The following is a 12357-nucleotide window of genomic DNA, read 5'->3' on the forward strand; positions in this document are numbered from 1 at the left end:
TCAGCCGATCCCGGGGATGAGTCGGACGAGCAGGTCGATGAGCCAGATCCCGGCGAACGGCGTCACGATGCCGCCCAGGCCGTAGACCAGCAGGTTGCGCCGCAGCAGCGCGGACGCGCTGGAGGGTTGGTAGCGCACGCCCCGCAGGGCCAGCGGGATCAGCACGACGATGATCAGCGCGTTGAAGATCACCGCAGAGAGGATCGCCGACTGCGGCGAGCCCAGGCGCATGACGTCGAGCCGGTCGAGCTGCGGGTGGATCGCGGCGAACATGGCCGGGAGGATCGCGAAGTACTTGGCGAGGTCGTTGGCCACCGAGAACGTGGTCAGCGCGCCGCGGGTGATCAGCAACTGCTTGCCGACCTCCACGATCTCGATGAGCTTGGTGGGGTCGGAGTCCAGGTCCACCATGTTCCCGGCTTCCTTGGCGGCCGAGGTGCCGGTGTTCATGGCCACGCCCACGTCGGACTGGGCCAAGGCGGGGGCGTCGTTGGTGCCGTCGCCGGTCATCGCGACGAGCCTGCCGCCTTCCTGCTCCTCGCGGATCAGGGCCAGCTTGTCCTCGGGCCTGGCCTCGGCGAGGAAGTCGTCCACCCCGGCCTCGGCCGCGATGGCGCGGGCGGTGAGCGGGTTGTCGCCGGTCACCATCACCGTGCGGATGCCCATCGCGCGCAACTCGGCGAACCGCTCCCGCATCCCGGGCTTGACCACGTCGGACAGCCGGATGACCCCGAGCACCCGGTCATCCTCGGCCACCACCAGCGGTGTGCCGCCCCGTGCGCTGATCCCGTCCACGACTGCCGTCGTGGACTCGTCGAGGGTGAAGGCGCTCGCCGCGCCCTTGCGGACGCGTCGGCCGTCGAGGTCGACGCCGCTGACCCGGGTCTGGGCCGTGAAGGGGACGAACTCGCCGGTCTTCTCGTGCTCGTCGGCCTGGGCGGAGCGGCCGTGCTCGACCGCGCAGAGCTCGACCACGCTGCGGCCTTCGGGGGTGCCGTCGGCCAACGACGACAGCCGGGCCGCGTCGACCAGCGCGTCCAGCGAGGTGCCGCGGACCGGGATGAGCTCCGTGGCGCGTCGGTTGCCCCAGGTGATGGTGCCGGTCTTGTCCAGCAGGAGGGTGTCCACGTCGCCCGCGGCCTCCACGGCACGGCCGGAGGTGGCCAGGACGTTGCGCTGCACGAGCCGGTCCATGCCCGCGATGCCGATCGCGGACAGCAGCGCGCCGATGGTGGTGGGGATCAGGCACACCAGCAACGCGGTCAGCACGATCACCGACTGCTCGCCACCGGAGTACACCGCGAAGGGCTGCAACGCGACCACCGCGAGCACGAAGATGACCGTCAGCGTCGAGAGCAGGATCGTCAGCGCGATCTCGTTGGGCGTCTTCTGCCGCCGGGCGCCCTCCACCAGCGCGATCATCCGGTCCACGAACGTCTCACCCGGTTTCGCGGTGACGCGCACGACGATCCGGTCCGACAGCACGGTCGTGCCGCCGGTGACCGCCGACCGGTCGCCGCCCGACTCGCGGATCACCGGCGCCGACTCGCCGGTGATGGCCGACTCGTCCACGGTGGCGATGCCCTCGACCACGTCGCCGTCACCGGGGATCACCTCGCCCGCCTCGACCACGACCAGGTCGCCGACGACGAGTTCGGCGCCGGGCACGGCGCGGCCGTCGGTCAGGCGGGCGACGGCGTCGGTCCTGGTCTTGCGCAGCGCGTCCGCCTGCGCTTTGCCACGTCCCTCGGCGACGGCCTCGGCGAGGTTGGCGAACAGCACGGTCAGCCACAGCCACACCGCCACGGTGGCGGTGAACACGTCGGGGTCGGTCACGGCGAAGACCGTGACCAGGACCGACCCGACCCACACCACGAACATCACGGGGTTGCGCGCCTGGTGGTGCGGGTGGAGCTTGCGCAGCGCGTCCGGGAAGGAGGCGAGCAGTTGCCGGGGGTGGAACACGCCCGCCGCGACCTGGCGGCCCGGACCGTGGTCGTGGACCTCTTCGGGAGTCCGCTGCGGGTGGTCGGTGGTGGTTGTCACAGCAGGGCCTCCGCGATGGGACCGAGGGCGAGGGCGGGCACGAAGGTGAGCGCGGCGACCAGCACGATCGAGCCGGCCAGCAGCGTGGCGAACAGCGGTCCGGTGGTGGGCAGCGTGCCCGCCGTCTCGGGGACCTTCCGCTGCGCGGCCAGCGAACCGGCCAGGCACAGCACCGCGATGATCGGCACGAACCGGCCCAGCGCCATGCACACGCCCAACGACGCCTGGAACCACTCGTCGGTGACTGTGATGCCGGCGAACGCGCTGCCGTTGTTGTTCGACGCCGACGCGTAGGCGTAGAGGATCTCCGACAGGCCGTGCTCACCGGGGTTGTTCAGCGCGTCTCGGGTGGCGGGCAGGATCGCGGCGGCGCCGGCGCCGAGCAGCACCAGGGCGGGCATGGCGAGCATGGACACCGCGGCGGCCGTCACCTCGCGGCGGCCGAGCTTCTTGCCCAGGTACTCCGGGGTGCGGCCGACCATCAGCCCGGCCAGGAACATCGCGATCACGGCCATCACCAGGATGCTGTAGAGGCCGGTGCCGACACCACCGGGCGTCATCTCGCCGAACAGCATGTTCAGCAGCGCGCCGCCACCGCCGAGACCGGTGAAGCTGTCGTGCGCGGAGTTGACCGCGCCGGTCGAGGTGGCGGTGGTGGTGTTGGCGAACAGCGCGCTGGAGGGGATGCCGAACCGCAGCTCCTTGCCCTCCAGCGGTCGCAGCCCGGTCGCCTCCGCGACCCAGATGACGGCGAGCATCGCGCCCCACAGCGCGCCCATCACGCCGAGCAGCACGTGACCCTGCCTGCGGTCGCCGACCATGACGCCGAAGGTGCGGGTGAGCGAGACCGGGATGAGCAGGATCAGGAAGAGCTCGACCAGGTTGGTCCAGCCGTCGGGGTTCTCGAAGGGGTGAGCGGAGTTGGCGTTGAGCACGCCGCCGCCGTTGGTGCCCAGTTCCTTGATCGCCTCCTGGGAGGCCACCGGGGCGGTGGCGACGGTCTGCCCGTCGACGTCCACACCGGACTTCAGGCTCATCACCACGCCCGAGGCCACCAGCACGATCGCGAACAGGAAGGCCACCGGCAGCAGGACGCGGATCGTGCCGCGGGTCAGGTCGACCCAGAAGTTGCCCACCCGGTCCGTCCGGTGCCGCACGAAGCCGCGCACCAGCGCCACCGCGACGGCCATGCCGACGGCCCCGGACGCGAAGTTCTGCACCGTCAGGCCCACCAGCTGCACGGTGTGGCCCATGACGGTCTCGGGCACGTAGGACTGCCAGTTCGTGTTGGTGACGAAGCTGACGGCGGTGTTGAACGCCATCCCGGGTGGCACGTCGCCGCGGCCGAAGTTCCACGGCAGCAGCGACTGCACGCGCTGGAGCACGTAGAGCAGGACGATCCCGACGAACGAGAACCCGAGCACACCCAGCGCGTAGGTGCCCCAGCGCTGCTCGGAACCCGGGTCCACCCGCGCCACCCGGTAGAGGGCGCGCTCGACCCTCGTGTGCTTCGAGGAGGTGTAGACGCGGGCCATGTAGTCGCCGAAGGGCCGGTGGACCACGGCCAGGGCGGCCACCAGCAAGCCGACCTGGAGCAGGCCGGCGGTGGTCGAGGACATCAGAACCTCTCCGGTCTGATCAGCGCGACGAGCAGGTAGCCGATCAGCAGCAGGGCCAGGACGCCGCCGACCACGTTCGCCACCACACCCGTGCCGCTCACAACCCCTCCAGACCGCGCACGCCCGACACCAGCAGCGCGAACACCCCGATCAGCAGCAACGCGTAGGCCAGGTCGGCCATGAGCGCGCTCCCTTCCCGACTCCGGGCGGCACCCGTCCGTGGACGCCGCGACACCCGGAAGGGTGCGTCAGGACGAGGCCGGTTCCGGGCGGGCTGACGCGTCCTTGACGCCTCCGACCGGGTCCCTTACGGCTTGTTGACGGTCGGGCGAGACCCGCGTCACCCCAGGTCACAGCCCGAACCACCCGTGCCGCGGTAGGCGCCGCACCAGGCGAACCGGTCGCCTGGTGAACGTCGCCGCTACCCGCCGACGTGGATGCCGGGACGCCGGTCCGGGTCGGCTTCGGTGGAGCGGATGATCTCGCGCACCACCGGCGCGGTGTCGCCGCGACCCAGCAGCAGGTACCGGAGCAGGTGGCCCAGCGGGTTGCCCTCGCTCCAGGCGAAGTGGCAGTGCGGTCGCACGCCCGTGGTGTCGCGCAGGGCCAGCAGGATCGCGGCGATGGCGTTGGGCGCGGCCGGGCTCTCGGCGCGCAGCACGCGGTGCCCGTCGACCTCCACGCCCCGCACCTTGAGCACGTCGCTGAAGCCCGACGGGTCGACCACGTCGATCTCCAGGAACATGACGTCGGCCGCGCCGGGCACCGGGTTCGCGCCGCGCTGCTCGGCCTCCTTCTCCGCGTACTCCGCGGCGTCACCGGCCTGGCGCCGGTTGGCGATGATCGTCAGCGCGCCGTCGTGGGTGATGGAGTCGGTGACGAACCGGCGGGCGGTGGCGTCGAACTCGATGTGCTCGACGCGCAGCTCGGTGGTGCGGCTGATCCGGGACACCAGCGAGACCGCGATGATGCCCAGGATGAAGAAGAACGAGATGGTGATGCCGTCGGGCTTCTCGATCACGTTCTCCACCAGGGCGTAGACCATGATCAGCGTGAGCACCGTGAACGCGATCGCCGCCGGCCGCCGCCGGGCGCGCGCGGCGGACAGGGACACCGCGGCGGAGGCCGAGACCATCATCACCAGGATGCCGGTGGCGTACGCGCCGGCCTGGGCGTTGACGTCGGCCTGGAAGACGACGGTGATGAGGACGCAGATCGCGGTGTAGACCAGCACGACGGGACGCACGGCGCGCGACCACTCCGGTGCCATGCCGTAGGCGGGCAGGTAGCGGGGCACGATGTTGATCAGACCGGCCATCGCGGACGCGCCGGCGAACCACAGGATCAGGACGCTGCTGATGTCGTAGGCCGTGCCGACCCACTCCCCCAGCAGCTCGTGGGCGAGGTAGGCCAGGGCGCGGCCGTTGGCCTCGCCACCGGGCTGGAACTGCTCCACCGGCACCAGGACCGTGGTCACGAAGCTGGTCGCGACCAGGTAGACCGACATGATGACCGCGGCGGTGGTGAGCAGCTTGCGGGTGTTGCGGATGCGGCTCTCCAACCGCTCGGCCTGCGTGCGCCCGTCGGCGGCGACCAGCGGCATCATGCTCACCCCGGTCTCGAACCCGGACAGGCCCAGCACCAGCAGCGGGAACGCCAGGACGGCCGGTCCGACGACGCCGAACAGCCCTCCGCCACCGGCGGTCAAGGCGTCCAACCACCGGTCCAGCGCGACCGGTCCGGAGACCACCTCCAGCACACCGGCCACCACGACCACGGCGTTGAGCAGCAGGAACACCGCCACCAGCGGGATCGCCACGCCGACGGCCTCGCTGAACCCGAGCAGGAACACCCCGCCCAGGACCAGCAGCAGCACGACCGTGACCAGCACTTCATGACCGTGCAGGAACTCCGGCGCCCGCGGGTTCTCCAGCGCGTGCACCGTCGCGTCGGCCGCGGACAGGGTGATGGTGATGATCCACGACGTGGCCACGAACCCCAGCAGCACCAGCACGAACAGCTTGCCCCGCCAGAACGGCAGCAGGTCCTCCAGCATCGCCACCGAACCCTGCCCGTACGGCGACTCCCGAGCCACCCGGTGATACATCGGCAGCATCCCGAACAGGGTCAGCGCCACGATCAGCAACGTCGCCAGCGGCGAGATCGCGCCCGCCGCCAACGCCGCGATACCGGGGAGGTAGGACAGGGTGGAGAAGTAGTCCACCCCGGTCAGGCACATGACCTTCCACCACGCCGTGGGCTTGGCGTGCTGCTCCGAACCCGCCGGCCCCACCGGCTGCACGCGGTGCTCCAGCAACCACCGCCCCAACCGGGACGACGGCGCGGACTGGCGGACCGGACTGTCCACCCGTTCGGGGACAGCGAACTCCGGTGTGTCGGACATGCAGGGTCTCCTGTTGTGATCACTTCATCGGCTACGGCATGCGGTCACCGCGCGGCGGGTGCGCGGCGACGGACCGGAGGGCGCAGGGCGGTCCGGTCAGGGCACAGCGGCAGTCAACTTCCCGCCGGATGCCGCCGAGGTGAAAAGGGGCGCCGTCACGCGTAAAAATCGCGCAAAGAATTCGATCGGATCCGCCCTCGAACCACGACGCAGGATTGCGAATTGTCTGCATTGCCGCATTGAGCGGAGTCGAGGGGCCTGCCCGCCACGGCACCACGGCCAACGAGATCGTCGAGTCCGGTGAGATCATGGTCTTCCTCGGCGCCGACTACGTCGTCACGGTCCGTCACGGGCACCACTCCGGGCTCGCGACCCTGCGGGAGGAGGCGATCGTGCTGCGCAGACCCACCTTCTGGGTGGTCGTCTTCCTGCTGACCTGGATCACCCTCGTCACCGTCCAGATCAGCCTCGGCATGGGCGCCGCCCCCGTCGAGGGCGGCAGCGCGCCCTGACGCAGGGCCGCTGACCCACGTCACCCCCGCGAGGAGCGACCGGACTCCGCAGGGATCGGACTCAGCGGGGGTCGGACCGCCGTGCCTGGACGAGGGCCGTGTCAGCGCGATGGCTGTCCCGTGTCAGGGCAGAGGCCGATGCTCGTCACCGTGACCACCCCCACCGCCCGGCGGAACTTGCACCGCCGGCTCTACTCAGCTTTACTAGGTACCGGTAGTCAGTACTACTAGGTAGAGGCCGGGGAAGCAGTCCACGGCTCCACGAAGGGGATGACCGGACATGAACATCACCGACCTCGCGTCGAAGGTGATCGGCGACAAACGCCGCTGGCGGGCCTATAAGGCGCGCACGAAACAACTGCCCGAGAACTACCGCACCGCGGTCGACGCGCTGGAGCGGTACCTGATGCACTTCGGGCCGGGGGACGGCGACAGCGCGGCCACGATGTACGAAGACCTCGCCGACCTGTTCGAACGGGCCGCGGCGGACGGCACGCCCATCCACGCCATCGTCGGGGACGACCCGGCGGAATTCGCCGAGGCGTTCCTGCGGAACTACCCCAAGGGCAGCTGGATCACCCGGGAACGGGAACGGCTGAACAGCGCCGTCAAGAAGGCCGAAGAAGCACCCGGGGAGACCTCGTCGTGAAGAACACGACCACCGAGCCCGTGATCCGCGTACAGGGTCTGAAGAAGTCCTACAAGGCTCTGGAAGTGCTGCGCGGCGTGGACTTCGAGGTGGCGCGCGGCAGCATCTTCGCACTGCTCGGCTCCAACGGGGCCGGCAAGACCACCGCGGTGAAGATCCTGGCCACGCTGCTCAAAGCCGACGCGGGCCGGGTGAGCGTCAACGGCTTCGACGTCGCCACGCGGGCCGCGGACGTGCGGGAGTCCATCAGCCTCACCGGGCAGTTCGCCGCCGTGGACGAGATCCTCAGCGGGCGCGAGAACCTCGTGCTCGTCGCCCGGCTCCGGCACCTCGGGAAGCCCGGCACGATCGCCGACGACCTGCTGGAGCGCTTCTCGTTGACCGACGCGGCGGCGCGGAGGGTGTCGACCTACTCGGGTGGCATGCGCCGCCGGCTCGACATCGCGATGAGCCTCGTCGGGAACCCGCCGGTCATCTTCCTCGACGAGCCGACCACCGGCCTCGACCCCCAGGGGCGCATCGAGGTGTGGCAGGCGGTCAAGGAGCTCGCCGCCCGGGGCACGACGGTGTTGCTCACGACGCAGTACCTGGACGAGGCCGAACAGCTCGCCGACCGGATCGCGATCCTGCACGAGGGCCGGATCATCGTGAACGACACCCTCGCCGAACTGAAGAAGCTGCTCCCGCCCGCCGAGGTCGAGTACGTCGAGAAGCAGCCGACGCTGGAAGACGTCTTCCTCGCGCTCGTCGGCGACAAGAAGTAGGGAACGACGATGGCCAAGAACTTCCTCGGCGACACCACCGTCCTGCTGGGACGGTCCCTGCGCCACATCGCGCGCAGCCCGGACACCATCATCACCACCGCGATCATGCCGATCGCCATGATGCTGATGTTCGTCTACGTCTTCGGCGGCGCGATCGACACCGGCTCCGACTCCTACGTCCAGTACATGCTGCCCGGCATCCTGCTCATCACCGTCGCCTCCGGCATCTCCTACACCGCGTTCCGGCTCTTCCTCGACCTGAAGGGCGGCATCTTCGAGCGGTTCCAGTCCATGCCGATCGCGCGGTCGTCGGTGCTGTGGGCGCACGTGATCACGTCACTGGTCGCCAACCTGATCTCGCTCGTCGTGGTCCTGCTCGTGGCGCTGCTGATGGGTTTCCGCGCGAGCGCGGGAGTGGTCGAGTGGCTCGCGGTCGCGGGCATCCTGTTCCTGTTCACCCTGGCGTTGACCTGGCTCGCCGTCATCCCCGGCCTCACCGCGAAGTCCGTCGACGGCGCGAGCGCGTTCTCCTACCCGCTCATCTTCCTGCCGTTCCTCAGCTCCGCCTTCGTCCCCACCACCACGATGCCCGGCCCGGTCCGCGCCTTCGCCGAGCACCAGCCGGTCACCTCGATCGTCAACACCATCCGCGCCCTGTTCACCCGGCAGCCGATCGGCGCCGACATCTGGACCGCCCTCGCCTGGTGCGTCGGCATCCTCGTGGTCGCCTACGTCCTCGCCACGGTCACCTACCGCCGCAAGATCGCCTGACGGCGGCGTCCGGGGCTCGACGACCAGACGATTCAGCGATGGCTGTAGTACAGCCGAAGCTGTATGGTTCCGTCCATGTTGAAGTGTGAGACGCGCGAGGACGCGCTGGCCCGTCTGGGCAAGGCGCTGGCCGACCCGACCCGCTGCCGCATCCTCGTGGCCCTGCTCGACGGGATCAGCTACCCCGCCCAGCTCGCCGACCACCTCGGACTGACCCGCTCCAACGTGTCCAACCACCTGTCGTGCCTGCGCGGCTGCGGCCTGGTCGTGGCCACCTACCAGGGACGACAGGTCCACTACGCCCTGGCCGACGCCCACCTGGCACGGGCGCTGGGCGAACTCGTCAAGGTCGTGCTCGCCGTGGACACCGCCGAGCCGTGCCTCGACGACGAGCGGCCCGTCGGCTCCGCGACCACGGCGGAGGCGGTCCGATGAGCACCGAGTCCACCCGGGTCGACCTCCCGCTGACCCCGAGGCCCGCCGCGGCCGGTCCCGGGTGCGCGGACGGGTGTTGCGCCCCGGGGACCGCCGACAACGCCGAGCTCGACCCGCGGCGGAGGTCGTTCCTCACCCGCCGGGTGCGGCTGCTGGTGGCCGCGACGATCACCTACAACGTCATCGAGGCGATCGTCGCGCTCACCGCCGGCACGATCGCCTCCTCCACCGCGCTGATCGGCTTCGGCCTGGACTCCGTCATCGAGGTCGCCTCCGCCACCGCGGTGGCCTGGCAGTTCGCCGGCGCCGACCCCGGGAAGCGCGAGCGGACGGCGTTGAAGATCATCGCCGTGTCGTTCTTCGCCCTGGCGGCCTACGTCACCGTCGAGTCGGTGCGCTCCCTGCTGGGCGCGGCCGAAGCCGGCCACTCCACCGCGGGCATCGTGCTGGCGGCGGTCTCACTGCTGGTCATGCCGTTCCTGTCGGCCGCACAACGCCGCGCTGGCCGCGAACTGGGCTCGGCCAGCGCCGTCGCCGACTCCAAGCAGACCCTGCTGTGCACCTACCTGTCCGGCGTGCTGCTCGTCGGCCTGGTGCTCAACTCGCTGTTCGGCTGGTCCTGGGCCGACCCGGTCGTCGCCCTGGTCATCGCCGCCGTCGCGGTCAAGGAGGGCCGCGAAGCCTGGCGCGGCGAACACTGCTGCTGACACCGCACCTCCACAGCGGAGCCCTGACCGGCCGAGGTCGGGGCGTCAGTCGCCGAGCTCGCGCAGCAGGTCGCGGAGCACGCGTTCGTCTTCTTCGTCCAGCGCGCCGACGAAGCGGGTCAGCACGGAGGCGCGGTCCGGTTCGCCCGCCAGCAGCCTGCCCATGCGCCACGCGGTGAGCGACGACGGGTCGGTGGTGGCCCGGTACCGGTAGGCGCGGCCGTGACGGGTCCGCGTGGCCATCCCCTTGTCGTGCAACCGGGTCAGGGTGGTGACGACGGTGCTGTAGGAGATCCGGCCCGACGGGTCCACGATGTCGCGGACCTCGGCCGGTGTCAGGGCCGTGTCGGCGTCGTTGAGCACCTCCAGGACCCTGGACGCCAGGGCTCCCGGTTGGCGCCGGGGCGGCCGGTCGTCGCCCTCCGCGGCCTTGTCGTCCACGGTGCGAATCGTACCTTCGGCCGATTCCGGTCATCCGCCTCGTCCACGTCCGCGCGTGCGAGACTGGGCGCGTGTTCGACCACTTCGCCTGGTCCGTGCTGGCCACGCCGCTGCTGGTGCTGCTGGGCACGGTGTGGCTGGCCGAGCGGGTGCGCGCCGACGTGGCGCTGCGGGTGTTCGGGTGGACGGCGGTGGTGGCGGCCGGGGCGAGTTCGGTGACCCTGGTGGCGTTCGCGCTGAAGGCGTTGGCCGAACTGCCGGTCGTCGCCGGGTGGGGGCACTGGTCGCCGGAAAGGGTCATCGCCGACACCGCGCACGTGCCGTGGGTGTCGTGGGTGTCGCTGGCCTGGACCTGCACGACCGCGGTCGTGGTCGCCATCGCACGGTCACGACGCGGGCGCGTGCTCAGGGCGGTGCGCGACGAGGTCTCGTGGTGGGACCGGGACGGCGCCGTCGTGGTCTTCGACGACACCCGGGTCGACGCGTTCGCGGTTCCCGGCGAGCGGGGAGGACCCGGTCGGATCGTCGTCACCACCGGGATGCTGGACGTGCTGGACGAACCGGGGCGTGCCGCGGTGTTCGCCCACGAGCGGGCGCACCTGACGGGTGGCCACCACCGGTTGGTGTGGCTGGCGCGGTTGGCCGCGATGGTCCACCCCGTGCTGTGGCCGGTGGCGGGCAAGGTCGCCTACCTCGCCGAACGCGCCGCCGACGAGGCCGCCGCCGCGGTCTTGGGCGACCGGCGCGCGGCGGCCAAGGCCCTCGGCCACGCCGCGCTGGCCGTCTCGCGCGCGGGTCGCCGGTCGCACGGCCTGCCGGCCGCTTCGGGATCGAGCCCCGGAGCCGTGCCCCGCAGGGTGTCGGCGTTGATCGCGCCGGGACTGCGGCGGCGGTGGCCGGTGGTGCTGCCGGTGCTGCTGGCCGCCGCGACGGTCGGGTGGACCGGCGAGTGCGTCTACGACCTGTTCGAACTGCTGGACCTCGCCTCCGCCCAGTAGCCGGCCGGATCCGTCGCGTCAGCCGAACGCCTCGCGGTAGCCGTCGTGCCGCCTCGCGGTGACCGTCGTCTCACCCGGCCCACCTGCACCGGCGTCGCTTGACAAACCCACCCGCCTTTCTTCTACAGTCTTGTCGAAGTTCGCATAGGCTTACCTAACAGGGCGGTGCGCGGTGCTGGTGAGCAACGGGCTGATCGGGTTGCGGGAAGGGCTCGAAGCGGCGCTCGTCGTCAGCATCCTGGTCGCGTTCCTGGTCAAGACCGACCGCCGGTCGAAGTTGCCCCACGTCTGGACGGGCGTCGGGCTCGCCGTCGCGCTGTCGGTCGCCGTGGGCGCGGTCATCACGTTCACCACCGCCACCCTGAGCTTCGAGGCGCAGGAAGCGCTCGGCGGCGGCCTGTCGATCCTCGCCGTCGCGTTCGTCACCGGCATGATCTTCTGGATGCGGTCGACCGCGCGGACGATCGCCGCGGAGCTGCGCGGCCGACTCGACCGGGCCCTCGACGTAGGACCGGCGGCCATCATCACCGTCTCGTTCCTGGCCGTCGGCCGCGAAGGCCTGGAGACGGCCGTGTTCTTCTACTCCAGCGTCCAGAGCGCGGGTGGCGGCACCACGCAGCCGCTGATCGGGTTCGTGCTCGGCATCGCCGTCGCGATCGCGCTCGCGTTCCTGCTCTACCGGGGCGCGATCCGGTTCGACCTGGGCAAGTTCTTCACCTGGACGGGCGCCCTGCTGGTCTTCGTGGCCGCCGGCGTGCTCGCCTACGGCCTGCACGACCTCCAGGAGGCCGCGATCCTGCCCGGCCTGCACACCCTCGCGTTCGACCTCAGCGAGTCCGTCCCCGAGGACTCCTGGTACGGGGCGCTGCTGAAGGGGATCTTCAACTACTCCCAGCGCACGACGGTGCTCCAGGCCGTCGCCTGGTGCGCGTACGTCGCGATCGTCCTGCCGCTGTTCCTGATCCGCCCGCGCGCCCGCGTCGCGGCGGGCAACTGAAACCGGAGTAACGC

At 70.7% G+C, this 12357-nt stretch carries 13 protein-coding genes and 1 pseudogene; 8 read left to right on the top strand and 6 right to left on the bottom strand.

Annotated elements, in window-relative coordinates:
* From kdpB to ACQPYE_RS28465, 5 genes are all read right to left on the bottom strand, one after another.
* Window positions 1-2046, bottom strand: a complete 2046-nt coding sequence (gene kdpB, locus ACQPYE_RS28445) for a potassium-transporting ATPase subunit KdpB (protein WP_498715736.1) — start codon at window positions 2044-2046, stop codon at window positions 1-3.
* Complete coding sequence (kdpA, locus tag ACQPYE_RS28450) at window positions 2043-3665, bottom strand: potassium-transporting ATPase subunit KdpA (RefSeq protein WP_498715737.1); 1623 nt, start codon at window positions 3663-3665, stop codon at window positions 2043-2045. Before kdpA ends, kdpB begins: the two co-directional genes overlap by 4 nt.
* Window positions 3665-3766 (bottom strand): K(+)-transporting ATPase subunit F, encoded by a 102-nt coding sequence (gene kdpF / locus ACQPYE_RS28455; RefSeq protein ID WP_498715738.1) that lies wholly within the window; start codon window positions 3764-3766, stop codon window positions 3665-3667. The genes kdpA and kdpF overlap by 1 nt, the downstream gene beginning before the upstream one ends.
* Complete coding sequence (locus ACQPYE_RS28460) at window positions 3763-3900, bottom strand: hypothetical protein (RefSeq protein ID WP_498715739.1); 138 nt, start codon at window positions 3898-3900, stop codon at window positions 3763-3765. Before ACQPYE_RS28460 ends, kdpF begins: the two co-directional genes overlap by 4 nt.
* Window positions 3901-4086: 186 nt before the next feature.
* A complete protein-coding gene (locus ACQPYE_RS28465) occupies window positions 4087-6069 on the bottom strand; it encodes an amino acid transporter (RefSeq protein WP_498715740.1) in 1983 nt (660 codons plus the stop codon).
* A gap of 272 nt (window positions 6070-6341) precedes the next feature.
* Between ACQPYE_RS28465 and ACQPYE_RS28470 the strand changes: the two are divergent.
* From ACQPYE_RS28470 to ACQPYE_RS28495, 6 genes and pseudogenes are all read left to right on the top strand, one after another.
* Window positions 6342-6455, top strand: a pseudogene (locus ACQPYE_RS28470) (magnesium transporter); the annotation flags it as partial.
* Between the two features lie 406 nt (window positions 6456-6861).
* Window positions 6862-7230 (top strand): DUF1048 domain-containing protein, encoded by a 369-nt coding sequence (locus ACQPYE_RS28475; RefSeq protein WP_498715741.1) that lies wholly within the window; start codon window positions 6862-6864, stop codon window positions 7228-7230.
* The gene (locus ACQPYE_RS28480; RefSeq protein WP_498715742.1) at window positions 7227-7994 is read left to right on the top strand and encodes an ABC transporter ATP-binding protein; all 768 of its coding nucleotides are present in this window, start codon (window positions 7227-7229) and stop codon (window positions 7992-7994) included. Before ACQPYE_RS28475 ends, ACQPYE_RS28480 begins: the two co-directional genes overlap by 4 nt.
* A gap of 9 nt (window positions 7995-8003) precedes the next feature.
* Window positions 8004-8765, top strand: a complete 762-nt coding sequence (locus ACQPYE_RS28485; protein WP_498715743.1) for an ABC transporter permease — start codon at window positions 8004-8006, stop codon at window positions 8763-8765.
* Between the two features lie 75 nt (window positions 8766-8840).
* The gene (cmtR, locus tag ACQPYE_RS28490) at window positions 8841-9200 is read left to right on the top strand and encodes a Cd(II)/Pb(II)-sensing metalloregulatory transcriptional regulator CmtR (protein WP_498715744.1); all 360 of its coding nucleotides are present in this window, start codon (window positions 8841-8843) and stop codon (window positions 9198-9200) included.
* A complete protein-coding gene (locus ACQPYE_RS28495; protein ID WP_498715745.1) occupies window positions 9197-9907 on the top strand; it encodes a cation efflux transmembrane domain-containing protein in 711 nt (236 codons plus the stop codon). The genes cmtR and ACQPYE_RS28495 overlap by 4 nt, the downstream gene beginning before the upstream one ends.
* A 45-nt stretch (window positions 9908-9952) precedes the next feature.
* Here the strand turns inward: ACQPYE_RS28495 and ACQPYE_RS28500 are convergent, their stop codons facing one another.
* Window positions 9953-10348 carry a BlaI/MecI/CopY family transcriptional regulator gene (locus ACQPYE_RS28500; protein WP_498715746.1) on the bottom strand — a complete coding sequence of 132 codons (396 nt, stop codon included), beginning with the start codon at window positions 10346-10348 and terminating at the stop codon, window positions 9953-9955.
* Between the two features lie 71 nt (window positions 10349-10419).
* On the opposite strand from ACQPYE_RS28500, the gene ACQPYE_RS28505 reads away from it, so the two are divergent.
* Window positions 10420-11346, top strand: a complete 927-nt coding sequence (locus ACQPYE_RS28505; RefSeq protein ID WP_498715747.1) for a M48 family metalloprotease — start codon at window positions 10420-10422, stop codon at window positions 11344-11346.
* A 172-nt stretch (window positions 11347-11518) separates the two neighbouring features.
* Window positions 11519-12343 carry an iron uptake transporter permease EfeU gene (gene efeU, locus ACQPYE_RS28510; protein WP_498715749.1) on the top strand — a complete coding sequence of 275 codons (825 nt, stop codon included), beginning with the start codon at window positions 11519-11521 and terminating at the stop codon, window positions 12341-12343.
* The last annotated feature ends 14 nt before the right edge of the window (window positions 12344-12357 follow it).

It is taken from the genome of Actinosynnema sp. CA-299493, assembly GCF_050946825.1.
Taxonomy (GTDB): domain Bacteria; phylum Actinomycetota; class Actinomycetes; order Mycobacteriales; family Pseudonocardiaceae; genus Actinosynnema.

What these genes read in the sequence shown, in the direction of transcription:
- kdpA (WP_498715737.1), bottom strand. Translation starts at nt 3,665, where the DNA reads ATGTCCTCGACCACCGCCGGCCTGCTCCAGGTCGGCTTGCTGGTGGCC.
- ACQPYE_RS28465 (WP_498715740.1), bottom strand. Translation starts at nt 6,069, where the DNA reads ATGTCCGACACACCGGAGTTCGCTGTCCCCGAACGGGTGGACAGTCCG.
- ACQPYE_RS28475 (WP_498715741.1), top strand. Translation starts at nt 6,862, where the DNA reads ATGAACATCACCGACCTCGCGTCGAAGGTGATCGGCGACAAACGCCGC.
- ACQPYE_RS28485 (WP_498715743.1), top strand. Translation starts at nt 8,004, where the DNA reads ATGGCCAAGAACTTCCTCGGCGACACCACCGTCCTGCTGGGACGGTCC.
- cmtR (WP_498715744.1), top strand. Translation starts at nt 8,841, where the DNA reads ATGTTGAAGTGTGAGACGCGCGAGGACGCGCTGGCCCGTCTGGGCAAG.
- ACQPYE_RS28495 (WP_498715745.1), top strand. Translation starts at nt 9,197, where the DNA reads ATGAGCACCGAGTCCACCCGGGTCGACCTCCCGCTGACCCCGAGGCCC.